We start from the raw sequence: 26081 nt of genomic DNA on the forward strand, positions 1-26081 counted from the left end.
GATCAATGATCGAACCTCAGGTCGGCGAAGTCGAAGCCGGGCGCGACGACGCAGCTGACCAGCACTTCCTCCGCCCCCGCCGGACGGGCCGCCTGCCAGACTCCGGGCGGCACGACGGCCTGCGGCACCTGCCCGTCCGTCACGCCGGGCCCCAGCGTGATCGCCTCCGGCGCCTCGGACGGCCGGTCCCCGCCGCCGCCGAGGAGCAGCGCCAGCGGGCCGCCCCGATGCCACAGCCACATCTCGGCGGACCGGACGGCATGCCACATCGACTCCTCGCCCGGCGGCAGCAGGAAGTAGATGCCGGTGGCGGCGGCCCGCTCGCCCGGGTATCCGTCCGGGGTGAAGGCCGCGTCCGAGCGCCACGTCTCCCGGTACCAGCCGCCCTCCGGATGCGGCAGCAGGTCCAGGGCCTCGGCGGTCGCGGGCCGGTCGAGGAGGGCGACGTGCCGTCCGTCCGGGCCGCGCCGCGCGTACCGGACGCGGGACGCCGCCGTCCGGTCGATCACCCCGCGCTGCGGCGCGGCGCCGGGCTCCGGCTCGAGCGCGACCGCGATGACCTGCCCGTCCGCGAACGCGTCGTCGGCGATGGCCAGCGCCCCCGCCGCGTCGTCCGGCGCCCACACCGCGCCCGCCTCGGACAGGACGAACCTCGGCCCGGCCTGAGCCCGCCAGCCGTCAAGCGTCGTCAGCAACTGCACATGATCAAGCCTAGACCCGGCCGGGGGGCGCGCCCGACGGCTCAGCCGACGGTGAGGACGATCTTGCCCGCGACGCGGCCGGTCTCGCCCCGCTCATGCGCCTTCGCGGCGTCCTCCAGCGGGAAGACCGAGTCGATCTCGGCGCGCAGCGACCCGGCCGCCGCGAGCGCGGCGAGCCGTGTCATCGCGTGGAAGTCGGGCTCGACCAGCAGGCTCTCCGCGCGCACCCCGGCCCTTTCGGCGTCGATCGCGTCGAGCCTGCTGAGCACCAGCGACACCAGCACGCCGCCGCGCCGCAGGGTGCGCAGCGAACGCGGCCCGTAGTCACCGCCGATCGTGTCGAGGACGACGTCGACGTCCGCGACGGCGTCGGCGAAGTCGGTCTCGCGGTAGTCGATCGGCTCGTCCACGCCGAGGCCGCGCAGGAAATCGTGCTTGGGGGCGCTCGCCGTCCCGATCACGTGGGCGCCCATGTGCTTGGCGATCTGCACCGCCAGATGCCCGACGCCGCCCGCCGCCGCGTGGATCAGCACCCGCTGCCCGCGCTTCACCTCCGCCGTGTCCACCAGCGCCTGCCACGCGGTCAGCCCCGCCAGCGGCAGCGCGGCCGCCTGCACGTGGTCGATCTCCGGCGGCTTGGCGACGAACGTCCGCGACGGCGCGACGACGTACTCGGCGTGCGACCCGCCCCCGAACGGGTACCTCAGCATCCCGAACACCTCGTCGCCCGGCCTGTGGATCGTCACGCCGACGCCGGTCTTCTCCACCACGCCGGACACGTCCCAGCCCAGGACGAACGGCGGCACGAGGAACCCGCCGCCCACCCGGTGCTTCCAGTCGGTCGGGTTCACGCCCGCCGCCCGCACCCGCACGAGCACCTCGGTGGGCCCCGGCTCCGGCCGCTCGACCTCGACCACCCCGAGCACCTCGGGCCCGCCGGCCACGTCCTGCCGAACCGCCCGCATGACCTCCGCCATCGCGACCCTCCTTGATCGACTACGCGGCTTCAGTCTTCCCCACCGGCTCCGCCGGTCAGTCCATTCCTCGGCCGGTCAATCCATTTCGGAGAGGCGCGCGGGGTCGAAGGCCATGGGGAAGGGACGGTCCAGGGTGACGGTCTCGCCGGAGCGGGCCTTGCCGGTGAGCTCGTACCGGCCGTCCGCGAGCTCCAGGAGGGTGACGGTGGGGCGGGGCTCCAGGTCGACGATCCAGTAGTGGGGGATGCCGGTCGCGGCGTACTCGTCCACCTTGCGGACGCGGTCGATCTGCTCGTTCACCGTGCGGGGCGTGACGATCTCGGCGACCAGGAGAAGGTCGGGGCCGTAGTAGGTGCGGGTCTGGCGCTCCAGGGCGGCGCGGGCCGTGTCGCGGGCCACGGCGAACACGTCCGGTTTGCGGACGCCGGCCGGGGTGGTCACGTCCTGCGGGGCCCCGGCGATGTGGACGTCGGCGTCCGCCTGCCGGGCCGCCTCCTTGAGGACGGCCCTGAGCTGGTCGGCGGCGTGGTCGTGCCACAGGTCGCCGGGCAGCTCGTTCAGCCAGCCGTCGGCGAGCTCGTAGCGGCGGCCGTCCTCGGGGAGCGCGTCCAGGTCGTACAGCGTGTACGGACCGTGCGCGCGGCCGAGCGTCCCGCCCATCGATCGTCCCCCCTCGGTGCTGGCCGCTTCCGAATCTAGCGGACGGACGCCCGGCGGAGCGGCAGGCAAGATCGCGCGTCGGCGCGTCCCGCCCGCCGAGGTACCGGTCGTCCATATCCGCTGTTATGCCTACAAGGGATTGATCGGAGCGAAAGATCGTATACACCGGTCGTGAGGTGATAGAACGCTCCCGCGGCCCCATCGGCCGCCGTTCACGCGGATGTCCGTACATGGACCGGCGTGGCGCGATTTGATGGTGGTCCGACAGGACCGTGAAGGAGCGCGTGTGACGGCGAGGACCCCGGAGCAGGACGAGGCCCGGCGGACGGCCGAGGAGGAGCCCGCCGGCTCCCGCCAGGTCCGGCGGCGGCTGACGTTCGGCGTCGCCGGCGATCTCGCGGGCATGCCCGCGACGCTGTCGCCCTGGCAGCGCGCGTACGAGGCGTGGCGCGCCGCCGGGCTGCGCTGGGGCCACGGCGCCCCGCCCCGGCAGCGCACCGAACGACCCGCCGATGCGCCGGACGCCCCGAAGCCCGCCAAGCCGGAGTCCCGTGCGCCGGAATCCGCTCAACCGGAACCTGCCGAGCGGAAGCCCGCCAACCCCAAAGCCACCAAACCGAAGCCTGCCAAGCCGAAGCCCGCCAAGCGGGAGCCCGCCACGCCGAAGGGTGCCAAGCGTCAGCCCGCGTCGCGCGGGACTGCGGGGGGCAGGGCGAAGCCCGATCCCGGTGACGTGCTGGTGGCGGGGCCTCCGAAGCCCGCGCCCGAGGCGCTGTCGGGGCTGCGGTCGCGGCTCGCGGTCGCGGTGGGGCTCGTCGTGGTCGCCGGTGGGGTGGTCGTCGGCGCGTCCTGGGGCGACGAGAAGCCCGCGACGCCGGCGGGCGTCCCCGGCCCGGTCGCGGCGGACGCGCTGTTCGCCACCGACCCGGCCGCCGCGACGGACGGGCTCGTCCAGGAGTTGACCGCCGTCGCCTCCACCGGCGGGACGATCGTCGCCGCGGGCGCCGAGGGTGACGGCGTTCCCGGCCGGGAGCGTCCCCGGTTCCTCGTCTCCCGCGACGGCGGGCACGCCTGGTCGGTCGCCGAGGTGCGTTCGGCGGACGGCTCCGCGCCCCCGACCGGCGACGGCCCGCGCCATGTCGCCGGCTCGGCGGGCGACTGGCTGGCGCTCGGCCGCTCGTCCGACGGCGGCCCGGTGGCGTGGACGAGCGCGACCGGCGACACCTGGACGCGGCAGCCGCTCGCCGCGCCGTTCAAGCCGTCCGACACGGTGAACGCCCTGACCCACGGCGACGGGGACGGCGGCGCTTTCGTCGCGGCGGGCACGTCGGCCGGCCGCGCCGTCGTCTGGACGACCGCCGACCGCCGGACGTGGCAGCGCACCGAGGGCCCGAGGGGGGTCACGAACCTCGACCGCGTGGCCTCGCACGGAAACGTCCTGGTCGTGCACGGGATCTACTCCAGGAGGGTCACTGCGAAGAAGGGCCGGAAGAAGGTCACCCGTACCGTGCGCTCCGACGGCCTCTGGCGGTCGGCGGACGGCGGACGCACGTGGACGCTCGTGACCGTCCCGCAGGCCCAGGGCTCGTACGGCCCGACGAAGGGCCTGGCGGCCGGTCCGGGCTGGTTCGCGACCGTCCGCGAGGGGAAGCGGACGATCGGCCGGAAGAAGAAGCGCAGGACGCAGCAGTTCGGAGTCCTGTTCACCTCGGTCGACGGCCAGCGTTGGCAGGCCGCGAGCCGGTTCGACGGCCACGGCATCGAGCGGTTCGGCGGGAGCGGGAGCGGCGGGAGTGGTGGCGGCGGTGTGGCCGTCCTGGTGCAGGGCGCGAAAGGCGCGCGCACCATTCTGCAGAGCGATGACGGCCGCACCTGGCGGTCGGGCGGCGCCGTCCCGGCGGCGGTGGAGAGCAGCGGCCTGACGATCGCCGCCCGCACGCCCGTGATCTCCGGGCGGCAGGGCAACGACGCCTACCTCTCCGGCGTGGATCTGCGGACTGTTCCGGGCGCGGTCCGTCCGGAACGCTCGATCAGGTCACTCGCCGCCGCGCCCGGCCGTACCGTCGCGGTCGGCAGCACCAACGGCGGCACGGCGCTCTGGACGGCCCCCGACGGCCGCGCATGGACGCGGGCGAGGTTCCCCGGCACCGGCGGTTGGCTCTCGGACGTCGTCCACGGCGGCAAGGGCTGGCTCGCCGTGGGGCGCACGTCCGGCGCGTCTCCCGGACCGCTCGCGCTCACGTCGCAGGGCGGCCTGACCTGGCGCAAGTCGCCGTTCCCCGGCGGCCCGCCGCCCGTGGCGGCCACCTCGGGCCCGGCCGGTTACGTCGCGGTCGGGACGGGCGCGGCCTGGCGCTCCGCCGATCTCAGAGCGTGGCGCCGCACCCTCCTGGACGGCGTCCCCGCCGACGTCACCGCCACGGCGACGGGCAAGTACGTGGTGGTCGGCGGCCGCGGCAAGGCGCCCGCCGTGTGGACGTCCCCGGACGGCATGAGGTGGACGCCCGCCAGGCTCCCGTCCGGCCTCGCCACCGGCCCGCTCACCGAGATCGCCGCCCACGGCGACGTCCTGGTGGCGATCGGCGCCGGAGCCACGGCGCTGGTCTCGTCCGACGGCGGTACGACATGGGCTCCGCATGGCCTGGGCGCGGACGTCACCGCCACCGCCGTCACCGTGACGCCGGACGGTTTCGTCGTGGCGGCGAGCACCTCGAAGGGGGACGGGGCCGTCCTCGCGTCGGCGGACGGCGTCACGTGGAGCCGCATCCAGGTCCCCGGCCTGTCCGGGCCCGGCGACCAGCGGCTCACCGCGCTGACCGCCGCGGGATCCGCCGTCCTGGCCGTCGGGACGACGTCCGGCGCACGCTCCGAGTCTCCGCTCCTCTGGTACGCGTCCGTCCCGAAGTAGGGTCAGCCGTTGCAGCCGCAGGAGCAGCCCTTCGGGCAGGAGCAGCCGCTGCCATGTCCGCAACTACAGTCTTTTTTCATCATGGGCGGAAAGTAGCCTCTGCCCCGCTTTGCGGTCTATGGCCGGGGCGGGACGGGGGGCTGTCGCGAAGGACACGGGCCGTCCCGTGGCGGGGTACGGACGGCCCGTGCCCGGCTCGCGGGGCCCGCCGGCGAGGCGGGCCCTAGGCGCGGATGTGCAGGTCCACGCCCAGCAGGATGAGGAACCAGAGGAATATGGCCAGCAGCGCGCTGCCGACGCGTCGGATCAGGCTCGCGTCGATGTAGCCGCGGTCCCATGCGATGAACAGGCCGATGATGAGGTAGATGAGGCCGACCAGGCTGATGTGCGGCCGGTATCGGGTCGCCATTGGAAGGCGTCTCCTTCCGTGGGGGTGTGGCGACCGGACGGTGCCCCACGGGTTCGGCAGAAAACTCCGGCACTATTCAGGGTCATGCCGAAACAACCCTTTGATGCGTCCTAAATGGCGGACGCTAGTCGAACAGGACGACCTGTCGGATCGCGTCGCCGTTCGCCAGGGTGCGGACGGCGTCCTTGAGGTCGCCGAAGCCGATCCGGCTGGTGATGAGGCCCTCGATGTCGAGCCGCCCGGCCCGCCACAGGTCGACGAACCGCGGGATGTCGCGCCTGAGGTCGCAGCCGCCGTAGAGGGACGACCTGAGGTTCTTGCCCTCGAACAGCAGCCTGGACGTGGGCAGGCTCCACAGGTCGTCGGCGGCGCCCGCGCCGACCATGATCACGTCGCCGCCGCGCCGGGTCGCCTCCCAGGCCGTGGTGACCGCGGCGGACCTGCCGACGACCTCGAAGGCGTAGTCGAAGCCCGCGCCGCCGGTGAGCAGCCCGGCCGCCTCCTCCAGGCCGTCCGGTGTCGTGGTGTGCGTGGCGCCGAACCGCTCGGCGATCGGGTGCTTGGCCTCGTTCGGGTCGATCGCCAGGATCGTGGTCGCGCCCGCGAGCCGCGCGCCCTGGATGACCGAGAGCCCGACGCCGCCCGCGCCGACCACCGCGACCGTCGACGCCGGCTCCACCCTCGCCGTGTTGATCACCGCGCCGACGCCGGTCGGAATGCCGCAGCCGAGCAGCGCCGCGTACTCGAACGGGACGTCCTCCGCCACCTTGATCACGCTGCGCCGGTGCGTGATCAGCTCCTCCGCCCAGGTGCCGGTGCCCGACATTCCGTACGCGGGGGCGCCGTCCGCGAGCCGGAATCTGGGCTCGGACCGCGCCTGCGCGCGGAGGGTCTGGCACAGGTACGGCTCGCCGCGCAGGCATTCGGCGCACTCGCCGCAGTCGGGCATCCAGCTGATCACGACGTGGTCGCCGGGCCGGACGCCGGTCACCCGGTCGCCGGTCTCCGTCACGATCCCGGCGCCCTCGTGGCCGATGACCATGGGGAGGGGCTGCTGGAGCACGCCGCTGATCAGGGACAGGTCGGTGTGGCAGACCCCGGTCGCCTTGATCCTGACCTTCACCTGGTCGGGACCCGGGGCGACCGTCGACACGTCGTCGCGCAGGTCGAGTTCGTCGCCGACCGCGTGCAGGACCGCGGCGTACGCCATGGAGCCTCCTCTATACTCTATGTGCCGTTGAGGTCCATAAAGTATTAGGGGACCACGGAGCTTCAGGGCAAGGGTGCGGCGGTCACTCGTCCAGCGTCAGGGCGGCCTTGGGGCACGACCGCACCGCGTGCCGGACGCGGTCCCGCTCCTCCGGCGGGACGTCCGGCTGGAGAATCTGCAACTCGTCCTCGTCGTCGAGGTCGAAGACCCCGGGCGCGAGCCCGACGCACACGGCGTTCGCCTCGCACACCAGCGGGTCGACCCGTACTCTCATCGTCTCCTCCGTTTCACCGTCCGCGCCCGCCAGGACGAAAGTAGAACACGTTCCAGTCTTGCCGGGCAAGGCTCCCGCCGCGGGGCAGGGCGTCTCGTATATCGTGCCCGGACGGAGGGAGATCGATGACCGACACCGAGGCGTCCGCCGCCCCCGCGATGCCCGCGGAGCTGCTGCGCGCGGCACGCCACGCCAAGGGCTTCATGCCGGACGACGAGGGCCTCGCCCTCTACCGGACGGCCCTGCAGTACGCGACCCGCCCGCCCGGCGCCGGGCCCCTCCTGGAGGTCGGCACCTACTGCGGCAAGTCCGCCGTCTACCTGGGCGCCGCCGCGAGGACGGCCGGGACGGTCGTCGTCACCGTCGACCACCACCACGGCTCGGAGGAGAACCAGGCCGGCTGGGAGCACCACGACCCGTCCCTTGTCGATCCGCGCACAGGACGCATGGACACGCTGCCCACGTTCCGCAAGACGATCGCCGCCGCCGGCCTTGAGGACGAGGTCGTCGCCGTCGTCGGCCAGTCCCGCACGGTCTCCGCCTTCTGGCGGACGCCGCTCGCCCTGCTGTTCATCGACGGCGGCCACGCGGAAGAGCACGCGCAGGCCGACTATGAGGGGTGGGCGCCGCACGTCGCCGTCGGCGGGGCTCTCGTCATACACGACGTCTTCCCCGACCCCAAGGACGGTGGGCGGCCGCCGTACCACATCTACCTCCGGGCACTGGCGAGCGGCGCGTTCGAGGAGCGCGGCGCGACCGGCTCGCTCCGCGTCCTGGAACGGGTCGACGACACCGACCCCCTCACGCCCGGCCCCGTCACATCCGGCTTCGTCACATCCGGCCCACGGTGACGAGCGCGCAGCCGCAGGCGATCGGGTCGGACGCCGCGCACGGCCCGAGCGGACGTCCCGCGATCTCCTTGAACAGCCGGGCGCCGGGCGAGGCGTCCGCCAGCGCGTCCGCCGCGAGGATCACCGCCGCCGCCGTGTAGGTGGAGCGGTCGCCGGGGAAGTGCCGCCGGTTCTCGAACTGCCAGCCCGTCCAGTACGAGCCGTCCTCGTGCCGCAGATGCTGGATGGTGGTGAACAGCTCCAGCGCCCGGTCGCGGTCGCCGGCCGCGTCCAGCGCCATCACCAGCTCGCAGCTCTCCGCCGCCGTCACCCACGGCTGGTCGGACACGCAGCGGCAGCCGAGGCCCGGCACGACGAACGTTTCCCAGCCGTCGGCGAACCGCCGCGCCGCCGCCGCGCCGCGGACGGGACCGCCGAGCACCGGGTAGTACCAGTCCATCGACCAGCGGCTCTTGTCGGCGAACGCCTCCGGATGTGCGGCGACCACATGCCCGAGCTGGTCGGCGGCCAGTTCCCACTCCGGCTCCGGCTCGCCGAGGTGCTCGGCGAGCGCGACCGCGCAGCGCAGCGACTGGTAGATCGACGAGCAACCGGTCAGCAGCGCGTGGTCGGACGGATGGCCGCGCTCGTGCCGCATCCAGATGATCTCGCCGCGCCGGGTCTGGAGCCCGAGCGTGAAGTCGATCGCGCGCCGCACCGCCGGCCACATCCGCAGCGCGAACTCCTCGTCGCCGGTCATCAGCAGCTCGTGCCAGACGCCGACCGCGGCGTAGGCGGCGTGGTTGGACTCGCCGCCCGGCTCGGTGACCTCGCCAAGCACCCACTTCGCGGGCCACGACCCGTCCGGGCGCTGGACGCCGCGCAGCCACTCGTACGCGCGGCGGGCCTCGTCCGCGAAACCGGCGACGGTCAGCGCCATCGCGGCCTCGACGTGGTTCCAGGCGTCCACGTGCCCGGGGACGCCCGCCGTCGGGGCGAACCAGGGGATCGCGCCGGACTCCTCCTGCTGCGCCGTGATGCTCCGGGCCGTCGCGACGACGTCGTCCGGCGACAGGACACCCGGCAGCGCGGGCGGGCCGGTCTCAGCCCGCATCCGCCGTCTCCTCGACCGGCGCGGCCGGTGCCCCGCCCGCCGCTGGGGGCTTGGCGAAGTAGACGACGACGCTCTTGCCGATCAGCGGGTTCAGCGCGCGCTCGGCGAGGCGGGTGGCGAGGGGCCGCTTCATGATGTCCCAGACGAGGACCTGGTGGTACGCCTTGGCGAGCGGGTGGCCGTCGTTGCCGACCCCGACCGCGCACTTGATCCACCAGTAGGGGGCGTGCAGGCCGTGCGCGTGGTGGTGGCCGCCGACCCGGAAGCCGATCGACTTCAGCTTGGCCTCCAGCTCGGCGCGCGTGTAGATCCGCACGTGCCCGCCGGGCGCGGTGTGGTAGTCCTCCGACAGCGCCCAGCAGACCCGCTCGGGCAGCCAGCTCGGCACCGTCACGGCCAGCTTCCCGCCCGGCCTGAGGACGCGCAGCAGCTCGCGCATAGCCCGCATGTCGTCCGGGATGTGCTCCAGCACCTCCGACGCGACGATCGCGTCGAAGTGGTCGTCCGGGAAGGGCAGGTCGAGGGCGTCGCCCCGCACGGTCTCGGCCTTCGCGTCCTCGGGCGCCTCGCCTTCGACGCGCATGGCCCCGAACATCTTCTCGACCTCGGCCAGCTCGCCGGCGTCCTGGTCGAAGGCCACGACGTGCGCACCCCGGCGGTACAGCTCGAAGGCGTGCCGTCCGGCGCCGCATCCCAGGTCGAGGACGCGGTCTCCGGGAGTGACGCGGAACCGCTGGAAATCCACGGTCAGCAGGGTCGTGCTCCTTCCGTACGGGGGACGCGGAAAGCATTCCCTCAGTTGGCCGCGTGCCTCACTCGGTCCCGCGCGCGAGCCGCCGGTAGTGCTGCTGGGCGATGGCGGCCCGGTAGTGCTCGACCGTGGCCTTCGCCACCGCCGGCCAGGCGAAGCGCTCCTGGACGCGCGCGAACCCGGCGGCGCCGGCGCGCTCGCGCTCGGCGGCGGAGTCGTGCAGGCGGCGCAGGGTCGCGGCCAGCTCCTCCACGTCCCCGGGCGCGACCAGCACGCCCGCGTCGCCGACGACCTCGGGCAGCGCCCCGGCGCGGCTCGCGACGAGCGGCGTCCCGGACGCCATGTGCTCCACCGCCGGCAGCGAGAACCCCTCGTACCTGGACGGGACGACCGCGATCTCCGCCGACGCCATCAGCCCGCCCAGCTCGTCGTCGCTGATCCCGTGGACGAACCGCACCCGCTCGCCGAGCGCCAGCTCTCGCACGAGCTTCTCGGTCGGGCCGTCCTTCTGCGGCCGGCTCACGACGATCACGTGCACGTCCCGCTCGGTGGCGAGCTTGGCGACCGCGCGCAGCAGCACGTCCACGCCCTTGATCGGCGCGTCCGCGCTGGCCATCGCGACGATCCGGCCGGGCACGCGCTCCCCGCGCGGGTGGAAGATGCGGGTGTCGACGCCGAGCGGCAGGATCTCGATGTCGCGCGGGTCGACCTTGAAGTCCTTGACGATGTCGACCTTGGACGACTCCGACACCGTCAGCACGGGCCCGATCCGCCGCGACACCTGCGACTGCATCGCGACGAACCCGTACCAGCGGCGCTTGCCGAGCTTCTGCTTGACGCCCCGCGCCGCCTCAAGCTCGATGCGGCGGTCGACGCTGATCGGGTGGTGGATGCTCGTCACCAGCGGCAGCCCGAGCCGGGCGATGCCGAGGTTGCCGAGGCCGAGGACCTGGTTGTCGTGGACGACGTCGAAGTCGCCGCGCCGCCGGCGCAGCAGCCGCAGCGCCCGCAGGCTGAACGTCAGCGGCTCGGGGAAGCCGCCCGTCCGCATGTGCGCGAACTCCAGGACGTCGACCCAGTCGCGGAACTCGCCGAGGGACGGGGTGCGGAACGGGTCGTCGTCGTTGTACAGGTCCAGGCTGGGAATCTTGGTGAGGACGATCCCGTCGCGGTCCAGCTCCGGATACGGCTGCCCGGACAGGACCTCCACCGTGTGCCCGATGTCGGCGAGCTCGCGGCTCAGATGCCGGAGGTAGACGCCCTGACCGCCGCAGTGCGGCTTGCTCCGGTACGACAGCAGACCGACGCGCAGCGTGCCCGACTCGCCTGCCTCACCCACACCAGCACCCGCCCACGCAGCTCTCCCGTCGCCTGGGCATCCGCTCGATGCCGCCGATGAAACTAGACCTTAGCCTCCGTACGTTACCGCTGAGTTCAATATTGGGCATGGCGTCCAAAAGTGTTTCGAAAAGCACACTCGGCCCGAGTCGGGCATCGTCGTGCCTGCTCGCGCGGGCGGAGGCGGCGGCGGGCACGGGTCAGGACGGGGTGAAGCGCACCGGCAGTTCCTTGAGCCCGTTGACGAAGTTCGACCGCAGGCGGCGCGGCTCGCCGGCCGGGCGGATGTCGGGCGTCCGGTCCAGGATCGTCTCGAAGATGATCTGGAGGTTCATGCGGGCGAGGTGGGTGCCCAGGCAGAAGTGCGGGCCGCCGCCGCCGAAGCCGAGGTGCGGGTTGGGGTCGCGGCCCACGTCGAACGCGAACGGGTCGTCGAACACCCGCTCGTCCCGGTTCGCGGACCCGTAGAACAGGACGACCTTGTCGCCCGCCTTGATCTGCTTGCCACCCAGCTCGGCGTCGCCGAGGGCCGTCCGGCGGAACTGGTTGATAGGGCTCACCCAGCGGACGATCTCCTCCACCGCCGACGGCAGCAGGCTCCGGTCGGCCCGCAGCCGCTCCCACTGCTCGGGACGCTCGAAGAACGCCTGCATGCCGCCCGCCGTCGCGGTCCTGGTCGTCTCGTTCCCGGCGATCGACAGCATGATCACGAAGAGCGAGAACTCCTCCTCGCTGATGCGGTTGCCGTCCGCGTCCGGGGTGAGGAGCTTGGTGACGATGTCGTCGCGCGGCGTCGACGCCCGGGCGCGCGCCAGCTCCCCGGCCCAGCCCGCGAACTCGGCGGCGAACAGGGCCGACTCCGTCCGGTCGCCGATGTAGTCGGGGTCGTTGAACGCGACCAGCTTGTTCGACCAGTGGAAGATCTTCTGCCGGTCCGCCAGCGGCGCGCCGAGCAGCTCGCAGATCGTGTAGAGGGGGAGCGGGGCGGCGAAGTACTCGACGAAGTCGCACTCGCCGAGCGGCGCGGCCTCGTCGATCAGCCGGTGGCAGATGTCGCGGACGTGGTCCCGGAGCTTGCCGATCATGCGCGGGGTGAAGCCCTTGTTCACCATGGCGCGAAGGCGGGTGTGGTCCGGCGGGTCCTGGAACAGCATCATCTGCCCGTAGAGGGCGATGTCGTCGTCGGTGAACTCCTCGAACATCGCCGTCCGCTCGTGGGACGAGTACGGGTCGGCGCGCCGCGACACCTGCACGACGTCCTCGTGCCGGGTGACCGCCCAGAAGCCGGGCACGCCGTCGTTCGGGTCCCGGTGCCAGTGGACGGGGTCGTTGTCGCGCAGCCACGCGAACTGCCGGTGCGGGATGCCCCCGCGCTCGTAGACGCCGGGGTCGATGATGTCGATCTCAGGGGCCCGGAACGTCCGCGCGGCGGAGGCGGACGGGGTCGCAAGTGCCATGGAGGATCCTTCGTGCCGGGGACGGGACCGAGCGCGCCGGCGCCGAACTGAGCGCTTGCTCGGGTCCTGGGACCTAGAACACGTTCTAACATGAGACTCCCGTCTCATCAAGAGTCCAGTGTCCATGAGTGACCTGCACCGCACATGGCTTTCACCACGAAAGGTGACTAACTCAGCGCAGTGTGTAGCGGATGGGGTCGTCGGTTCCGTCGCGGCGGGCGACGCCCCGGGTCTCCAGCGTGCGGACGTGCGCGGCGGCCTCGGCGGCGGCCATGCGGCGGGCGCCCTGGTGCATATCGGCCCACGGATGGCGCCAGGTGAGGCCCGCCGTGAGGTCCCAGAGAGTGAGGGGAGTGGACGACAGCAATGCCGCCACCTCGGCGAGCCGTTCCTCGTGATGCCCGATGATCTCCCGCGCGCGGCCGGACAGTCCCGTGAAACGGAACTGGTGCGCGGGCAGGACCTCGTCCACCGCCATCGCGGAGACCTTGTCGAGGGAGCCGAGGAAGTCGCTGAGCGGGTCGACGTCCGGGGTGTCGTACGGGTAGAGGCCGATGTGCGGGGTGATGCGCGGCAGGACGTGGTCGCCGGTGAAGATGCGGCCGCCGTCCTCCAGGTGCAGGCAGATGTGGCCGGGGGAGTGGCCGGGCGTCCAGACGGCCCGCAGCCTGCGTCCCGGCAGGTCGACGAGGTCGCCGTCGGACAGCTCGCGGTCCGGGATCGCGGGCGGCGCGACCGGGGTCTGCCGGGCCGAACCGGTCAGCTCGGACTCGGCGGCCCCGGCGCGGCGCAGCGCGCTCAGCTCGAAGGCCCGGCGGCCGCCCTGGCCGACATTGTGGAACAGCCGGACGATCTCCGCGTCCGCGTGGTGCATGGCGATCCAGGCGCCGGACGCCTCGCGGACGCGTCCGGCCAGGCCGGAGTGGTCGGGGTGGAAGTGCGTGACGACAACGCCGTGGACGTCGCCGACCTCGATCCCGAACGTGCCGAGGCCGTCGCGGAGGGCCGTCCAGGCGTCCTCGTGCTGCCAGCCGGCGTCGATCAGGACGGGGCCCCGGGGGCTCTCCACCGCGTACACGAGCGTGTAGGCCAGCGGGTTGTCCGGGATGGGGACGGGCACGCTCCACAGCCCGTCGCCGAGGTCTTCGGGTTCCGGCCGCAACAGGACCGCCTTTCGCGCCAGGAGTCGGTAGATCCTTCAGATCCGTTCGAGGACGGTGGCGGTCGACAGCGCGCCGCCCGCGCACATCGTGACCAGGGCCGTCCCGGCGTCGCGGCGCTCCAGCTCGTGCAGCGCCGTCGTGATCAGGCGGGCGCCGGTCGCGCCGACCGGGTGGCCGAGCGCGATCGCGCCGCCGTTGACGTTGACCGTGTCCAGGTCCGGCTCGTGGACGGACGCCCACGACAGCACGATCGACGCGAACGCCTCGTTGATCTCGGTGAGGTCGATGTCGCCCATCGTCATGCCGGACCGGCGCAGGACGTGCTCGGTCGCCTGGACGGGGCCGTCCAGGTGGTAGTACGGCTCGGCGCCGACCAGGGCCTGGGTCCTGATCCGGGCGCGCGGGCGCAGGCCGAGCGCCTTCGCCTTCTCCTCCGACATCAGCAGGACGGCGGCGGCGCCGTCCGAGATCTGCGACGACGTGCCCGCCGTGTGCAGCGCGCCGGGGCCGAGGACGGGCCTGAGCCGCGCGAGCCCGTCCTCGGTGGTCTCCCGGAGGCCCTGGTCGCGGGTCACCTCGCGGGTCTCGCCCGTGGGGTCACCTTCGCCGTCCAGGACGGGCGCGGTGATGGGCGCGACCTCGCGGTCGAAGCGGCCGTCCGCCCACGCCTTCGCGGCGAGCCGCTGCGAGCGGGCGCCGAACGCGTCCAGGTCGGCGCGGGTGATGCCGCGCCGGGCGGCGATGCGCTCGGCCGCCTCGAACTGGTCCGGCATGTCGAGCGACCAGTCGTCGGGCCGCGGCCTGGCGGGCCGGACGTTCGTGCCGAGCGGCGCGCGGCTCATCACCTCGACGCCGCAGCCCAGCGCGACGTCCACGACGCCCGCGGCGATCTGCGACGCGGCGAGGTGGACGGCCTGCTGCGCCGACCCGCACTGCGCGTCGATCGTCGTGACCCCGGCCTGCCAGGGCAGGCCCGCGTACAGCCAGGCGTAGCGGCCGACGTGCCCGCCCTGCTCGCCCGCCTGCGTCACGCAGCCCGCGAAGACCTGTTCCACCTCGGCGGCGTCGATGCCGGAGCGGTCGACGGCGGCGGTCATGGCGTGCGCGAGGACGGCCGTCGGCTTGAGGCCCGCGAGCCAGCCGTCGCGCTTGCCGAGCGGTGTGCGCACCGCCTCGACGATCACCGGGGTACCCATGCGGTCTCCTTATCGAACACGGTTCGGCCATGACTGTAACGGGTTCTAGGTTTCGGTCGCGCGGCCGGTCCCGGCTAGCAGGACGGGCCGGGCCGGGGCCGGCCCGGCCGCGGGGACCGGGCCGCGCGAGGGTCGACTAGCCTGGAAGCGACCGCCGCCCCCCGCGCCGGAGATCCTCATGGCCGCAGACTTCGACGAGCCCGTGTTCGACGACGACTTCGTCAAGAGCGCAACGTTCACCGAGCCGTCCGCGCGCGAGCGGGCCCGGCCGCCCGGCAGGCGCGAGCGGCGGCGCGACCGGCGGGCCGCGAGACGCGCCGCCGGCTCCGGCGGCCTCCGGTTCCGGCGGCGACGGCGGCGCGAGCCGAGCCATCGGCTGGCGGTGTTCCAGGTCCTCGCCGGCATCCTCGTGCTGTTCGCGATCTCGTTCGCGCTCTGGTGGTGGAACTCGGGCTCCAGGGACGAGGAGCCCGTGCAGCCGATCGTCCCGACGATCACGAACTCCCCGGCGCCGCCTCCCACGACCGCCGCCCCGACGGAGATCCCCGAGGTCTGACCCGCCGTTTGGCTCAGGCGGGATGGGCTCCAGTACTCACCTCAAACGGGGGTACAACGCCCATCTCGGGTTCCGTATGGTCGCGCTGTCCGGGAGCGGCCGCGACCGGCGACGCTGGCGGTTCCACGGAACACGAGGAACCGGGGGACCCCTGGCTATGAGAGCCCGCATCACCGCCATCGCCGCGCACCTGCCCGAGCGGACGGTCACCAGCGCCGAGGTGGAGGCCCGCGTCGCGGCCGAGAGCGGCGGGTACCGTCCGCGTCCGACGATCGTCCAGCGGCTGACCGGCATCCGGGCGCGGCATGTGATGCGCGACGGCGAGCAGGCGTCCGACCTGGCCGTCGCCGCGGCCCGCCGCGTCCTGGCCCAGCGCGGGACCCACCCCGCCGGGCTCGACCTGCTGATCTTCGGGTCGGCGTCGCAGGACCTGATCGAGCCCGCCACCGCGCACATCGTCGCCGCCAAGCTCGGCGCGGCCTGCCCGGTCTTCGACGTCAAGAACGCCTGCAACGGCTTCCTGAACGGGCTGCAGCTGGCGGACGCGCTGATCCGCACCGGGCAGCACGAGCGGGTGCTGGTCTGCACGGGCGAGAGCCCGTCCCGCGCGATCCGCTGGAAGGTGCGCGACCGCGCCCAGTTCGCGGACGCCTTCGCCGGCTACACCCTCTCCGACGGCGGCGCCGCGATGCTCGTCGAGGCCGCCCCGGACGGCGGGATCTTCTACCGCGACTTCGCCGCCGTCTCCGCCGCGTGGCCCATCGGGACGCTCCCCGGCGGCGGCTCGATGCATCCCCGCGACCCCGACTTCGGCTACTTCAGCGGGGACGGGCGGCGGCTCAAGGACGCGTTCGTCGCGGGCGGCGCGGAGCTCTTCACGACCGCGCTGCAGAAGACCGGCCTGACCTGGGACGACTTCGCGGTCGTCGCCGTCCACCAGGTGACGGTCCCGTATCTGGAGGCGCTGCGCTCGGCCCTCGGCGTCCCGGCTGATCGTCTGGTCGTGACGCTGCCCGAGCACGGGAACGTCGCGTCCGCGAGCCTGCCGTTGCAGGTCGCCACCGCGGTCGCCGAAGGGCGGTGTGGGCCCGGCGACCGTGTGGCGCTCGTCGGGCTGGCGGGCGGCATCAGCCTCGGCGTCATGTTCGCGGAGCTGTGACCATGGGGTTCTGGGTCGTCATTCCCGCCTATGACGAGGAACGCTCGATCGGCGCGACGCTGCGCCGCCTCGCCGAGCAGACCGACACCGGGTTCACGCTCGTCGTCGTCGACAACGGCAGCACGGACGGGACCGCGCAGGTCGTCAAGGAGTTCGCGGCGGAGAATGGCGCGTTCGACGTGCGGATCGTCCACGAGCCGGAGAAGGGGACGGGCGCCGCCGCCGACACCGGCGTCCGGCACGCCGTCGCCGCCGGGGCCACGCACGTCGCCCGCACCGACGCCGACTGCCTCCCGCACCGCGGCTGGGTCGCGGCGCTGAAGCGCGCGTTCGGCGACGGGCTGGAGATGGTGTCCGGGCCGCTGCTGCCGCGCACCGACGAGTTCCCGCTGAAGTTCTGGGAGCGCCGCCTGCTGCCCGCCGTCATCGACCTCGCCGCCCTCTTCGGACGCCTCCGGCCGGGCAACCAGGACCCGCTCTACCTCGGCCCCTACGTGATGATGCCGGGCTGCAACGTCGCCATCACCGCCGACCTGTACGAACGGGCGGGCGGGTTCCCGCGCACCCGCATCGAGGACGTCCACGAGGACCGCGCGCTCGTCAACCGCGTCCGCTACCTCACCGGCGCCTACGGGCTCCGCGACGACGTCGTCGTGTACGGGTCGGTGCGGCGTCTGCGCGCGTACGGCCTGGTCAGGACGCTCGGCTGGTACGCCGACCACCGCTACCGGCCGCCCGTCGTGGACATCCGATGAAGGCCCGCGACTGGGAACGGCGGCTCTACACGGCCGCGCATCCGTTCGCGTATCCGCTGCTGCGCGCCGCAGCGCGGCGGGGCCCGATCGTGCGCGTGCCGGGTGTCGGCGTGGTCGTGAACGACGCGTCCCTCGCGCGCCGGGTCCTGATGGACGGCGAGACGTTCCGGAAGGACGGCCCGGGTTCGCCGGGTGAGCTGTGGACGCCGGTCCTGGGCCCGTCCGTGCTGCTCAACATGGAGGGCGAGGCGCATCGGGTGCTGCGCCGACGGCTCGCCGAGCTGTTCGTCCCGTCCTATACCGAGGCGTTGTGCGCCCGCGTCCTGGACGAACCGCTGGCCCGGCTCACCGATCGCCTGCGGCGCGGCGCGACCGTGGACCTCGTGGACGCGGCCCGCCTGCTCGCCGGGACGGTCATCGCCGAGGTCATCGGCCTGGACACCCGGACCGAAGCGGCCTACCGCGACCTGTTCGAGCAGGGGGAGCGCGTCGTGTCGACGGTCTCGCTGCGGACGCGGCGGCTCTCCCCGTCCCAGGTGCGGCGGGCGCGGGCCGTCCTGGACCCGCTCGGCGACGTCGCCGCTAAGGCGTACTTCACAGGCGACGAATCCACGGTGATGGGACGCATGCGGGCCCTCGGCCTCTCGGAGGACGAGGCCAGAGGGGCCGCGGGCGCGTTCTTCCTGACCGGCACCGAAACGGTCGCCACGCTCCTGCCGCGCCTGATCGCCCTGCTCGCCGACCACGGGCAGCTCGCCCGCGTCGCCGCCGACGGCGCACTGCTCGACCGGGCCATCGACGAGGCGATGCGGGTGACGACGCCGACACCGGTCATGCTGCGCAGCGTCCACCGGCCCGCGACGGTCGGGGGCGTCGCGATCCGTCCGGGCGAGCGGGTGCTGATCGTCACGCACAACTGCTGCCGCGCCCTCGGGCCGTTCGATCTGGACCGTCCGCACCCGCCCGAGCTGCGGCGGCTGTGGTTCGGCGCGGGACCGCACTTCTGCCTCGGATATCCGCTGGCCATGGCCCAGCTCCGCCGGGTCGCCCGGACGCTCCTCGCCGCCGGGCCGCTCACGATCACGCGCCGGGCCGCCGCCCGGGGCGTGCTGATTCCGACTTATCGCCACTTGGGCGTCCGGTTGGGGAGGGGAGTGGCGTGACTCTCGTCCGACGGCTGCTGGACCAGGCCGCCCGCACGCCGCCCGGCAGCGTCGCGCTCGTTTCCGGGACGGGCGCGGAACTCACCTACGGTGAGCTGCGGCGGCAGGTGCTCGCCGTGCGCCACGGGCTCCTTTCCGCGGGGCTGGCGGCGGGGGACGGGGTGCTGTTCTCCGTCCGTCCGTCGCCGGAGTCGCTGGTGCTGGCGCTGGGCGTGGTCGCCGCGGGCGGGGTGGTCGTGTTCGCCGATCCGGGAGCCGGGCCCGAGATGTTCGGCGCGCGGCTGCGGCTGGCGCGTCCGCGCTGGTCGGCGGCGGAATCGATCCTGTACGCGGGCAGCCGGCTGCGTCCCGTCCGGGCCTTTGCCCGCCGGCGCGGGCTGCTGCTGCCGAACCTCGCGGACCTGCGGATCCCGGGCGAAGGTCCGATGCGGCACATCCGAGTCGGGCCTCGCCTGCCCGGCGTCCCGCGAGACGCGCTGTCCTTCAAGCGCCTCGCCCAGGGAGACCCGGCAGATCCCGTCCCGGACGCCGACCCGGACGCGCCCGCCGCCGTGATCTTCACCTCGGGGACGACGTCGGACCCGCGCGCCGTCGTCCACACCCAGGCGTCGCTGGCGGCGGCGCTCGACCTGTTCCGGACGCGGATGCCGCTCGGGCCGGGCGACGTCGTCCACACCGACCAGCTCATGCTCGGGCTGCCCGCGCTGGTCGCCGGGGCGCGCTGGTCGATGCCGCCGCTGTCCTGCGCGCCCGCCGACTTCGCCCGCCTGCTGCGCGAGCGGGAGGCCACCCACACGTTCTGCGTCCCCGTCCACCTGGCGGAGATCCTGGACGCCTCCCCGGACCTGCCGCCGACCCTGCGGTATGTGCTGCTCGGCGCCGCGCCCGCGCCCGCGGGGATCCTCCGGCGCGCCGTCGGGGCGGCGCCGTCCGCCGAGGTCCTGTCCGTCTACGCGATGACGGAGATCCTTCCGGTGGCGATCGCGTCGGCGGAGGAGAAGCTCGCCCACACCGCCCCCGGCGACCTTCTCGGACGCCCGCTGCCCGGCGTCGGCGCCCGCCTGGCCGACGACGGCGAACTGCTGCTGTACGGCCCGAACCTGTGTCGTGGGTACCTCGGCGCGGACCCCGTCTCCGAGCTCCCGACCGGTGATCTGGCGCGCTTCGCCGACGGCCGCCTCGTCCTCGTCGGACGCAAGAAGGACATGCTGATCCGCGGCAAGTTCAACCTCTACCCGGGCCTGTACGAACCGTCGATCGCCGCGCTGCCCGGTGTGGCGGAGGCCGCGATCGTCGGAGTCCCCGACCCTGGGACCGGAGACGAAGAGGTGGTCCTGGCAGTGGTCGGCACCGGCGATCTCCCCGTCCGGCTCCGGCGGATCCTCCCGGACGTCGTCGACCACGATGCGCTCCCGGACCGCATCGTCGTCCTGGACGAGCTGCCCCGCACCGGCCGGACGTGCAAGCTCGACCGCGACCGCCTCCGCGAACTCGTGACGCCACGAGAGACGTCACGAGAGACGCCATGAGAATCGCCGTGACGGGCGCCTCAGGCTTCGTCGGAGGCGCCGTGTGCCGGGCCCTCATCTCCGAAGGCGTCACCACGTTCGCGTACGGGCGTCGCCCTGCCGCCACCCACCTGGACGGCGCGACCTACCGGTCGTGGGACCTCACCCACGGCCCGCTCCCGGACGCCCCCGACGTCGACGCGGTCGTCCATTGCGCGGGCAGCGTCTCCGACTGGGGACCGGCCGCCGACCTGTTCGCCGCCAACCTCACCGGAACCCGCAGCGCTCTCGCGACCTTTCCCGACGCGCGATTCGTGCACGTCAGCACGGCCAGCGTGTACGACCCGTTCCGCCCGAGCGTCATGGTCACCGAGGACGAGGCGCCGGTCCGCCGCTACCTGAACGCCTATGCCGCGTCGAAGGCCGCCGCCGAACGGGCCCTGCCCCGCGACGCGATCGTCCTGCGTCCCCACGCGGTCTACGGGCCCGGTGACACGACGCTGCTGCCGCGCCTGCTGTCCGCCGTGCGCGGCCCGGTCCTCCCGGTCGCCGGGACGGGACGCCAGCGCGTCAGCCTGACCTCGATCGAGAACCTCGTCCGGGCCTGCGTGCTGGCCGCGACCGGGCCCGTCGCCGCGGGCGTCTTCAACATCGCGGACGCGGCCCCGGTCACGATCGACGGCGCGCTCCGCGAGATCCTCCGCGAACGCGGTGTCCGGGCGCGGCCCGTCTACGTCCCCGCCGTCGCCGCCCGCCCGCTGGCCGCCGTCGCCGAGGGCGCGTTCCTCCTGGCCCGCAGTTCGCGATCGCCGCGCGTCACCCGCTACGCGATCAGCCACCTGGCCGTCGAGCGGACCCTCGACATCACCGCCGCCCGCGAGGCCCTCGGCTACGACCCGCACGGGACGACCTTCACCGGCGCCTCCGCCTGGTAATCGTCAACCACGGGTTGACGCAGTTTTGATCGTCAACCTATGGTTGACGCATGACCGAACCTACGCCGGCGGCCGGCCAGGTCCGCCTCGACGACCTGATCAACGCCATCAAGAAGGTCCACACCGACGCCCTCGAACAGCTCACCAGCGCCGTCCTCGCCGCCGAGCACCTCGGCGACGTCGCCGATCACCTCATCGGCCACTTCGTCGACCAGGCCCGCCGCTCCGGCGCGTCCTGGACGGACATCGGCAAGAGCATGGGAGTCAGCAAGCAGGCCGCGCAGAAACGCTTCGTCCCGAAGGGGCAGGCCGCCGACCTCGACGTCTCCCAAGGCTTCTCTCGGTTCACCCAGCGGGCCCGCAACGTCGTCGTGTCGTCGATGAACGAGGCCAAGGCGGCGGGCAACGACCAGATCCGTCCCGCGCACCTCGTCCTCGGGCTGCTGGCCGAGCCGGACGCGCTCGCCGCCAAGGCGATCATCGCGCAGGGCGTTCCGCTCGACACCGTCCGGCAGGCCGCCACCGCCGCGCTGCCGCCCGCGGCGGACGACGTCCCCGACCTCGTCCCGTACGACGCGGACGCAAAGAAGGCCCTGGAGCTGACCTTCCGCGAGGCCCTCCGCCTCGGCCACAACTACGTCGGCACCGAGCACCTCCTCCTCGCCCTCCTGGAGTTCGAGGACGGCACCGGCGTGCTCTCCGACCTCGGCGTCGACAAGGCCGCCGCCGAGGCGAACATCACCGCCGCGTTGGACACGATCGCCCAGCAGGGATGAATTCCGGACGCCCGGCCGGTCCAACCCTTCATGGAGAAGCTCATCAAGGCCAACGGGGTGGAACTGTGCGCCGAGACGTTCGGCGATCCGGGTGACGCGCCCGTCCTGCTCATCGGCAACACGATGCTCACCTGGCCTGACGACCTCTGCGGACGCGTCGCCGCGCTGCGCAGGTACGTCGTCCGCTACGACCTGCGCGGCACGGGCCGTTCCGCGTCCGCCGACCCCGAGGCCCCGGACTACACGCTGCGCGACCTGGTGGCGGACGCCGCCGGGGTGCTCGACGCCCACGAGCTGCCGTCCGCGCACGTCGTGGGCTTCGGGGTCGGCGGCTGGATCGCGCAGCTGCTCGCCCTGGACCACCCCGCCCGCGTCACCACGCTCACGCTGATCGCCACCAGGCCCACCGCGCCCGGCCCGAACGACGCCGACCTGCCCGAGCACGGGCCCGAGCTGATGGCCCATTTCATGAACCCGCCCGAGGTCGACTGGACGGACCGCGCCTCCGTGGTCGCCTTCATGGTCGAGAACGCCCGCCACTTGTCCGGCCAGTCCTTCGATGAGGCCGAGGCCCGCGAGCACATCGAACGGATCCACGACCGGACGCCCGCCGATCCTGACCCCGGCAAGGCGCACCGCGCCGACCTGATGGCGATCGCCTTCGCCGCCCTCGACAGCGGGCCCCGCTGGCGGGAGCGTCTCGGCGACATCACCGCGCCCACCCTCGTGATCCACGGCGAGGACGACGCGTTCTTCCCGCTCGGCAACGGCGAGGCCCTCGCAGCCGAGATTCCCGGCGCCGAACTGCTGACCGTCCCGGGGATGGGCAACGAACTTCCACGGCGAACATGGAACACGGTCGTCCCGGCCGTCCTCCGCCATACGTCCTGACTCCGTGGACGGTCAGGCGGCCGGTCGTGTTCGCGTCCGCTCGCTGCTCGTGCCTATCCGAGTCGGAGGGCGAGGAAGAAGTCGACCTGATCCTCAAGGCGCGACAGGTCGCGGCCGGTCAGGTCCTGGACGCGCTGAATGCGATAACGCACCGAGTTGACGTGCAGATGGAGTTCCTCGGCGGTACGCGTCCACGAACCGGAGTACTGGAGGAATGTCTCCAGGGTCCGGACGAGGTCGGCGCCGTGGACCTTGTCGTAAGCGTGCAGCGGATCCAGGAGCCGCACTTTGAACAGCTGCCGGACGTCATCGGGAACGCTGGCCAGCAGCAGCACGTGAGTGGCGAGCTCGTCATGCCGGACGACGCAGACCGGCGAGTTCCGGGTGGCCGCCAGCCGACGCGCCTGGCGTGCCTCCTCGACGATGCCGCGCAGATCGGGAACGCGGGCGGTGTCGCTGACGCCGAGCGCGACACCGCCGCCGGTCAGGCCGGGCGCCAGTGCGTTGAGCGCGTCCTCGACCTGGCCGACAACGACGTCGTGGTCGGCCAGGCCGTCGTGGTCGTCGTGGTCGAGGGCGATGAGGCCGATGACTTCGTCGTCCACCAGGCCCAGCACCGGGCGTGTCCCCGGAAGGATTTCGGCGAGGACGGTCTGCACCTCGCCCGGCCCGACCCCGCCCCGGCCGGAGGCGGCGACCGCGACCACTGAGGCCCCGGCGGACATCCCAGACCGTTCCAGCTCGTCGGCGACGCCGCCGTCCAGGGCACCGGCGATGACGGCGGTCACGATCTCTTGGGCGCGGCGGCCTTCGGTGCTCAGCCGGTCGTCCAGCCGGGCCCGCTCAAGCGCGACGATGGCGGCGAGTTCGCCGGTGAGGGCGCGGCGCTCCGCGGGCCAGTCGGCGAAGTCGCCCGCGCACGCGACGAACCAGTCGGCCGCCCGGCACACGGCGCCCTCGCCGACCGCGAAGATCGACGCATCGAGGTCCGAGGTGTAGTGCGGCAGGCGGGACGCGCTGAGGAAGGCCCTAGCCAGGGCGGCGGAATCGGGCGGGCGCGCACCGGCCACGAGGCGTCCGGCGGCGGTGAGGACCTGGCAGCGCATACCGAGATCGCGTTCGACCAGGTCGAGGACGGCGCCGAGCCCGGTGCCCTCGACGAGCCGCCGGTGCCGGTCCAGGACGGCGGTCAGATCGGCGGCGCGGGCGCCGGACAGATGCCGGACGACCTCCTCCGTGACCGTCGCGAACGACACGTCCTCCGGGACCTTGAACAGCGGGAGGCCGTGGCGGCGGCAGGCGTCGACGAGATCGTCCGGGGTGGTGCCGAACGCGAGGTCGCCGGCGGCGAGGCCCGACACGCCCGCGTCGGCGAGGGCGCGCACGAACGTCTCCGAGTCCGCGGGCTCCGACCGCCAGACGAGCCCGGTGAGGACCAGCTCCCGCCCGCGCAGGTAGCGGCCGGGGTCGAGGAGGTCGGTGGTGACCACCCACCTGATCGGCCGGTCCAGCGCGGCGTCGTCCCCGGCGACGACCTCCAGCCGCAGATCGGACATGGCGAGCAGGGCGCGGAGCTTCATATGTAGCAACCTACAAAGCCTCGCGGGCGCGGGGGAGCCGAGTTCGGACGTCCTGTGGCTCGACCGGCTCCCGGGCGGCCGTGTGTACTGCAAGCGACGAGGGAGGGATCGGTGCTGCTCACAGACGCGGACCTGTCGGCGTGCTGCGCGTCCCGCCGCTGGATCGACGCGGTCGCCGCACGGCGCCCGCGCGACCTGGACGAACTGCGCGCGGCCGCCGCGAGCGCGCTGGACGAGCTCGAATGGCCCGACGTGGAGGAGGCGCTGGACGCGCACCCGCGCATCGGAGACCGCGTGGACGGCTGGTCGAAGGCCGAGCAGTCGGGCATGGACGGCGCGGAGTCGGACGTGCGTGCCGCCCTCATCGAGGGGAACCGAGCCTATGAGGACCGCTTCGGCCACGTGTTCCTGATCTGCGCGACGGGCCGCACGGCCGGGGACATGCTCGGCGACCTCCGGACCCGGCTGGGGAACGGCGTCGAGGCCGAGCGGGCGGTCGTCCGGCGGGAACTGGCGAAGATCGTGGACCTTCGCCTGATCAGACTGGTGGGGGAAGAGGATCTGTGAGTCTTTCGACGCATGTGCTGGACGCGGCGAAAGGGCTGCCCGCGGCCGGGATGACCGTCCGGCTGCAACGCCGCACGGCGCGCGGCGACGGCGGTGGCGGTGACGGCTGGACGACGCTCGCCGAGATCCGCACCGACCAGGACGGCCGGATCAGGGAGTGGAACACCCCGCTGAACGCCGGTACGCATCGCCTGGTGTTCGACACATCCGGCCTGTCGGACTTCTTCCCCGAGGTCGCCGTGGCGTTCACGATCACCGACCCGGACCGGCATCTCCATGTGCCGCTCCTGATCAGCCCGTTCGCCTACTCGACCTACCGAGGGAGCTAGCGACATGGGCATCGTGCTGGGCCCCAACCGCTACGGGAAGGCGGAGACGCGCGTCGTCCGCGTCACCCGCTCCGGTCCGCGGCACCGGATCAAGGATGTGAACGTCAGCGTCTCGCTCTCGGGCGCGATGGACGACGCGCACCTGACCGGCGACAACGCGGCCGTCCTGCCGACCGACAGCCAGAAGAACACCGTGTTCGCGTTCGCGAAGAAGCACGGCATCGAGGCGATCGAGGATTTCGGCCTCCTCCTCGCCCGCCATTTCGTGGATTCGCAGCCGACGATCTCCCACGCCCGCGTGGAAATCCACGAGTATTCGTGGGATCGCATCACGGGCGGCCATTCGTTCGTCCGGGACGGCGGCGAGGTCAGGACGGCGCTGGTCCACAGCGACGGCGAAGGCGGCGCCGAATCGGTCGTCTCCGGCCTCGAAGACCTGGTCGTCCTGAATTCGACGGGCAGCGAGTTCCACGGATTCGTTCAAGACGAATACACGACGCTGGCCCCGACCGACGACCGCATCCTCGCGACCGCCGTCACCGCCCAATGGCGCCACCGGAGCGCCAGATCCGGCGACTGGGACGACTCCTACCACTCCGCTCGGCGCCACCTGCTGCACGCGTTCGCCGAGACGCACAGCCTGTCCCTTCAGCAGACGCTGTTCCAGATGGGCCGCCGCGTATTGGACGAACGAGCCGAACTGTGCGAGATACGGCTGTCGATGCCCAACAAGCACCATTTCCTGGTCGATCTGGAGCCGTTCGGCCTGGACAACGACAACGAGGTGTACTTCGCGGCGGACCGTCCGTACGGGCTGATCGAGGGCACCGTCCGCACCGACGACGCGCCGCACGCGGCGTCCGCCTGGACCTAG

The 26081-nt window shown here is 73.0% G+C and carries 26 protein-coding genes; 13 read left to right on the forward strand and 13 right to left on the reverse strand.

The features are described 5' to 3' along the window. Positions 1-2: 2 nt before the first annotated feature. From ACH34T_RS21455 to ACH34T_RS21465, 3 genes are all read right to left on the reverse strand, one after another. On the reverse strand, positions 3-701 hold the full coding sequence (locus ACH34T_RS21455) for a cupin domain-containing protein (RefSeq protein WP_395993961.1): 699 nt from the start codon (positions 699-701) through the stop codon (positions 3-5). Positions 702-742: 41 nt separating this feature from the next. Beyond that, entirely contained in the window at positions 743-1678 is a 936-nt protein-coding gene (locus tag ACH34T_RS21460) for an NADP-dependent oxidoreductase (protein ID WP_395993962.1), read from the reverse strand. A gap of 75 nt (positions 1679-1753) precedes the next feature. Then, complete coding sequence (locus ACH34T_RS21465; RefSeq protein ID WP_395993963.1) at positions 1754-2338, reverse strand: Uma2 family endonuclease; 585 nt, start codon at positions 2336-2338, stop codon at positions 1754-1756. A gap of 286 nt (positions 2339-2624) precedes the next feature. Between ACH34T_RS21465 and ACH34T_RS21470 the strand changes: the two genes are divergently transcribed. Continuing rightward, positions 2625-5246, forward strand: coding sequence for a hypothetical protein (locus tag ACH34T_RS21470; RefSeq protein WP_395993964.1), 2622 nt, complete (start codon positions 2625-2627; stop codon positions 5244-5246). Positions 5247-5469: 223 nt separating this feature from the next. On the opposite strand, the gene ACH34T_RS21475 is transcribed toward ACH34T_RS21470, so the two are convergent. From ACH34T_RS21475 to ACH34T_RS21485, 3 genes are all read right to left on the reverse strand, one after another. After that, on the reverse strand, positions 5470-5655 hold the full coding sequence (locus ACH34T_RS21475; protein WP_395993965.1) for a hypothetical protein: 186 nt from the start codon (positions 5653-5655) through the stop codon (positions 5470-5472). A gap of 124 nt (positions 5656-5779) precedes the next feature. Further along, positions 5780-6865: an alcohol dehydrogenase catalytic domain-containing protein gene (locus tag ACH34T_RS21480; RefSeq protein ID WP_395993966.1), complete on the reverse strand. Its 1086-nt coding sequence runs from the start codon at positions 6863-6865 to the stop codon at positions 5780-5782. Between the two features lie 82 nt (positions 6866-6947). Then, positions 6948-7139, reverse strand: coding sequence for a ferredoxin (locus tag ACH34T_RS21485; RefSeq protein ID WP_395993967.1), 192 nt, complete (start codon positions 7137-7139; stop codon positions 6948-6950). 125 nt (positions 7140-7264) lie between these two features. Here ACH34T_RS21485 and ACH34T_RS21490 point away from each other — a divergent pair, with 125 nt between their 5' ends. Beyond that, positions 7265-7990, forward strand: a complete 726-nt coding sequence (locus ACH34T_RS21490; protein ID WP_395993968.1) for a class I SAM-dependent methyltransferase — start codon at positions 7265-7267, stop codon at positions 7988-7990. Here the strand turns inward: ACH34T_RS21490 and ACH34T_RS21495 are convergent. From ACH34T_RS21495 to ACH34T_RS21520, 6 genes are all read right to left on the reverse strand, one after another. After that, complete coding sequence (locus ACH34T_RS21495) at positions 7971-9083, reverse strand: prenyltransferase (protein WP_395993969.1); 1113 nt, start codon at positions 9081-9083, stop codon at positions 7971-7973. The genes ACH34T_RS21490 and ACH34T_RS21495 overlap by 20 nt on opposite strands. Next, positions 9073-9837 (reverse strand): class I SAM-dependent methyltransferase, encoded by a 765-nt coding sequence (locus ACH34T_RS21500; RefSeq protein ID WP_395994041.1) that lies wholly within the window; start codon positions 9835-9837, stop codon positions 9073-9075. Before ACH34T_RS21500 ends, ACH34T_RS21495 begins: the two co-directional genes overlap by 11 nt. Positions 9838-9895: 58 nt before the next feature. Beyond that, complete coding sequence (locus tag ACH34T_RS21505) at positions 9896-11173, reverse strand: glycosyltransferase family 4 protein (protein ID WP_395993970.1); 1278 nt, start codon at positions 11171-11173, stop codon at positions 9896-9898. A gap of 199 nt (positions 11174-11372) precedes the next feature. Further along, positions 11373-12629, reverse strand: coding sequence for a cytochrome P450 (locus ACH34T_RS21510; protein ID WP_395993971.1), 1257 nt, complete (start codon positions 12627-12629; stop codon positions 11373-11375). A 172-nt stretch (positions 12630-12801) separates the two neighbouring features. Beyond that, a complete protein-coding gene (locus ACH34T_RS21515; RefSeq protein ID WP_395993972.1) occupies positions 12802-13791 on the reverse strand; it encodes an MBL fold metallo-hydrolase in 990 nt (329 codons plus the stop codon). Positions 13792-13827: 36 nt separating this feature from the next. Then, a complete protein-coding gene (locus ACH34T_RS21520) occupies positions 13828-14988 on the reverse strand; it encodes a steroid 3-ketoacyl-CoA thiolase (RefSeq protein ID WP_395993973.1) in 1161 nt (386 codons plus the stop codon). A gap of 178 nt (positions 14989-15166) precedes the next feature. On the opposite strand from ACH34T_RS21520, the gene ACH34T_RS21525 reads away from it, so the two are divergent. The 8 genes from ACH34T_RS21525 to ACH34T_RS21560 all read left to right on the forward strand — a co-directional run bounded on the left by ACH34T_RS21525 (position 15167) and on the right by ACH34T_RS21560 (position 22731). After that, on the forward strand, positions 15167-15544 hold the full coding sequence (locus ACH34T_RS21525) for a hypothetical protein (RefSeq protein ID WP_395993974.1): 378 nt from the start codon (positions 15167-15169) through the stop codon (positions 15542-15544). 157 nt (positions 15545-15701) lie between these two features. Then, positions 15702-16703, forward strand: a complete 1002-nt coding sequence (locus ACH34T_RS21530; RefSeq protein WP_395993975.1) for a 3-oxoacyl-ACP synthase III family protein — start codon at positions 15702-15704, stop codon at positions 16701-16703. A gap of 2 nt (positions 16704-16705) precedes the next feature. Beyond that, positions 16706-17458 carry a glycosyltransferase gene (locus ACH34T_RS21535; RefSeq protein ID WP_395993976.1) on the forward strand — a complete coding sequence of 251 codons (753 nt, stop codon included), beginning with the start codon at positions 16706-16708 and terminating at the stop codon, positions 17456-17458. Then, complete coding sequence (locus ACH34T_RS21540) at positions 17455-18621, forward strand: cytochrome P450 (RefSeq protein WP_395993977.1); 1167 nt, start codon at positions 17455-17457, stop codon at positions 18619-18621. Before ACH34T_RS21535 ends, ACH34T_RS21540 begins: the two co-directional genes overlap by 4 nt. Then, positions 18618-20150 carry a class I adenylate-forming enzyme family protein gene (locus ACH34T_RS21545; protein ID WP_395993978.1) on the forward strand — a complete coding sequence of 511 codons (1533 nt, stop codon included), beginning with the start codon at positions 18618-18620 and terminating at the stop codon, positions 20148-20150. Before ACH34T_RS21540 ends, ACH34T_RS21545 begins: the two co-directional genes overlap by 4 nt. Continuing rightward, positions 20147-21064, forward strand: coding sequence for an NAD-dependent epimerase/dehydratase family protein (locus ACH34T_RS21550; protein ID WP_395993979.1), 918 nt, complete (start codon positions 20147-20149; stop codon positions 21062-21064). The genes ACH34T_RS21545 and ACH34T_RS21550 overlap by 4 nt, the downstream gene beginning before the upstream one ends. Positions 21065-21114: 50 nt before the next feature. Further along, positions 21115-21840, forward strand: a complete 726-nt coding sequence (locus ACH34T_RS21555; protein WP_395993980.1) for a Clp protease N-terminal domain-containing protein — start codon at positions 21115-21117, stop codon at positions 21838-21840. A gap of 30 nt (positions 21841-21870) precedes the next feature. Next, a complete protein-coding gene (locus ACH34T_RS21560; RefSeq protein WP_395993981.1) occupies positions 21871-22731 on the forward strand; it encodes an alpha/beta fold hydrolase in 861 nt (286 codons plus the stop codon). Positions 22732-22784: 53 nt separating this feature from the next. On the opposite strand, the gene ACH34T_RS21565 is transcribed toward ACH34T_RS21560, so the two are convergent. Continuing rightward, on the reverse strand, positions 22785-24311 hold the full coding sequence (locus ACH34T_RS21565) for a PucR family transcriptional regulator (RefSeq protein ID WP_395993982.1): 1527 nt from the start codon (positions 24309-24311) through the stop codon (positions 22785-22787). A gap of 111 nt (positions 24312-24422) precedes the next feature. Here ACH34T_RS21565 and uraD point away from each other — a divergent pair, with 111 nt between their 5' ends. Genes uraD through pucL form a run of 3 tightly spaced genes read left to right on the forward strand, consistent with a single transcriptional unit; the run spans position 24423 to position 26081 of the window. Further along, positions 24423-24878 carry a 2-oxo-4-hydroxy-4-carboxy-5-ureidoimidazoline decarboxylase gene (uraD, locus tag ACH34T_RS21570; protein ID WP_395993983.1) on the forward strand — a complete coding sequence of 152 codons (456 nt, stop codon included), beginning with the start codon at positions 24423-24425 and terminating at the stop codon, positions 24876-24878. Next, positions 24875-25207 carry a hydroxyisourate hydrolase gene (gene uraH, locus ACH34T_RS21575; RefSeq protein ID WP_395993984.1) on the forward strand — a complete coding sequence of 111 codons (333 nt, stop codon included), beginning with the start codon at positions 24875-24877 and terminating at the stop codon, positions 25205-25207. Before uraD ends, uraH begins: the two co-directional genes overlap by 4 nt. 4 nt (positions 25208-25211) lie before the next feature. Further along, positions 25212-26081, forward strand: a complete 870-nt coding sequence (gene pucL, locus ACH34T_RS21580; RefSeq protein ID WP_395993985.1) for a factor-independent urate hydroxylase — start codon at positions 25212-25214, stop codon at positions 26079-26081.

The organism is Actinomadura sp. 9N215 (assembly GCF_044326345.1).
GTDB lineage: Bacteria > Actinomycetota > Actinomycetes > Streptosporangiales > Streptosporangiaceae > Spirillospora.

What these genes read in the sequence shown, in the direction of transcription:
- ACH34T_RS21525 (WP_395993974.1), top strand. Translation starts at nt 15,167, where the DNA reads ATGGCCGCAGACTTCGACGAGCCCGTGTTCGACGACGACTTCGTCAAG.
- ACH34T_RS21475 (WP_395993965.1), bottom strand. Translation starts at nt 5,655, where the DNA reads ATGGCGACCCGATACCGGCCGCACATCAGCCTGGTCGGCCTCATCTAC.
- ACH34T_RS21530 (WP_395993975.1), top strand. Translation starts at nt 15,702, where the DNA reads ATGAGAGCCCGCATCACCGCCATCGCCGCGCACCTGCCCGAGCGGACG.
- ACH34T_RS21565 (WP_395993982.1), bottom strand. Translation starts at nt 24,311, where the DNA reads ATGAAGCTCCGCGCCCTGCTCGCCATGTCCGATCTGCGGCTGGAGGTC.
- ACH34T_RS21555 (WP_395993980.1), top strand. Translation starts at nt 21,115, where the DNA reads ATGACCGAACCTACGCCGGCGGCCGGCCAGGTCCGCCTCGACGACCTG.
- ACH34T_RS21520 (WP_395993973.1), bottom strand. Translation starts at nt 14,988, where the DNA reads ATGGGTACCCCGGTGATCGTCGAGGCGGTGCGCACACCGCTCGGCAAG.
- pucL (WP_395993985.1), top strand. Translation starts at nt 25,212, where the DNA reads ATGGGCATCGTGCTGGGCCCCAACCGCTACGGGAAGGCGGAGACGCGC.
- ACH34T_RS21495 (WP_395993969.1), bottom strand. Translation starts at nt 9,083, where the DNA reads ATGCGGGCTGAGACCGGCCCGCCCGCGCTGCCGGGTGTCCTGTCGCCG.
- ACH34T_RS21550 (WP_395993979.1), top strand. Translation starts at nt 20,147, where the DNA reads ATGAGAATCGCCGTGACGGGCGCCTCAGGCTTCGTCGGAGGCGCCGTG.
- ACH34T_RS21480 (WP_395993966.1), bottom strand. Translation starts at nt 6,865, where the DNA reads ATGGCGTACGCCGCGGTCCTGCACGCGGTCGGCGACGAACTCGACCTG.
- ACH34T_RS21460 (WP_395993962.1), bottom strand. Translation starts at nt 1,678, where the DNA reads ATGGCGGAGGTCATGCGGGCGGTTCGGCAGGACGTGGCCGGCGGGCCC.
- ACH34T_RS21540 (WP_395993977.1), top strand. Translation starts at nt 17,455, where the DNA reads ATGAAGGCCCGCGACTGGGAACGGCGGCTCTACACGGCCGCGCATCCG.
- ACH34T_RS21535 (WP_395993976.1), top strand. Translation starts at nt 16,706, where the DNA reads ATGGGGTTCTGGGTCGTCATTCCCGCCTATGACGAGGAACGCTCGATC.
- ACH34T_RS21510 (WP_395993971.1), bottom strand. Translation starts at nt 12,629, where the DNA reads ATGGCACTTGCGACCCCGTCCGCCTCCGCCGCGCGGACGTTCCGGGCC.
- ACH34T_RS21560 (WP_395993981.1), top strand. Translation starts at nt 21,871, where the DNA reads ATGGAGAAGCTCATCAAGGCCAACGGGGTGGAACTGTGCGCCGAGACG.
- ACH34T_RS21485 (WP_395993967.1), bottom strand. Translation starts at nt 7,139, where the DNA reads ATGAGAGTACGGGTCGACCCGCTGGTGTGCGAGGCGAACGCCGTGTGC.
- ACH34T_RS21465 (WP_395993963.1), bottom strand. Translation starts at nt 2,338, where the DNA reads ATGGGCGGGACGCTCGGCCGCGCGCACGGTCCGTACACGCTGTACGAC.
- ACH34T_RS21490 (WP_395993968.1), top strand. Translation starts at nt 7,265, where the DNA reads ATGACCGACACCGAGGCGTCCGCCGCCCCCGCGATGCCCGCGGAGCTG.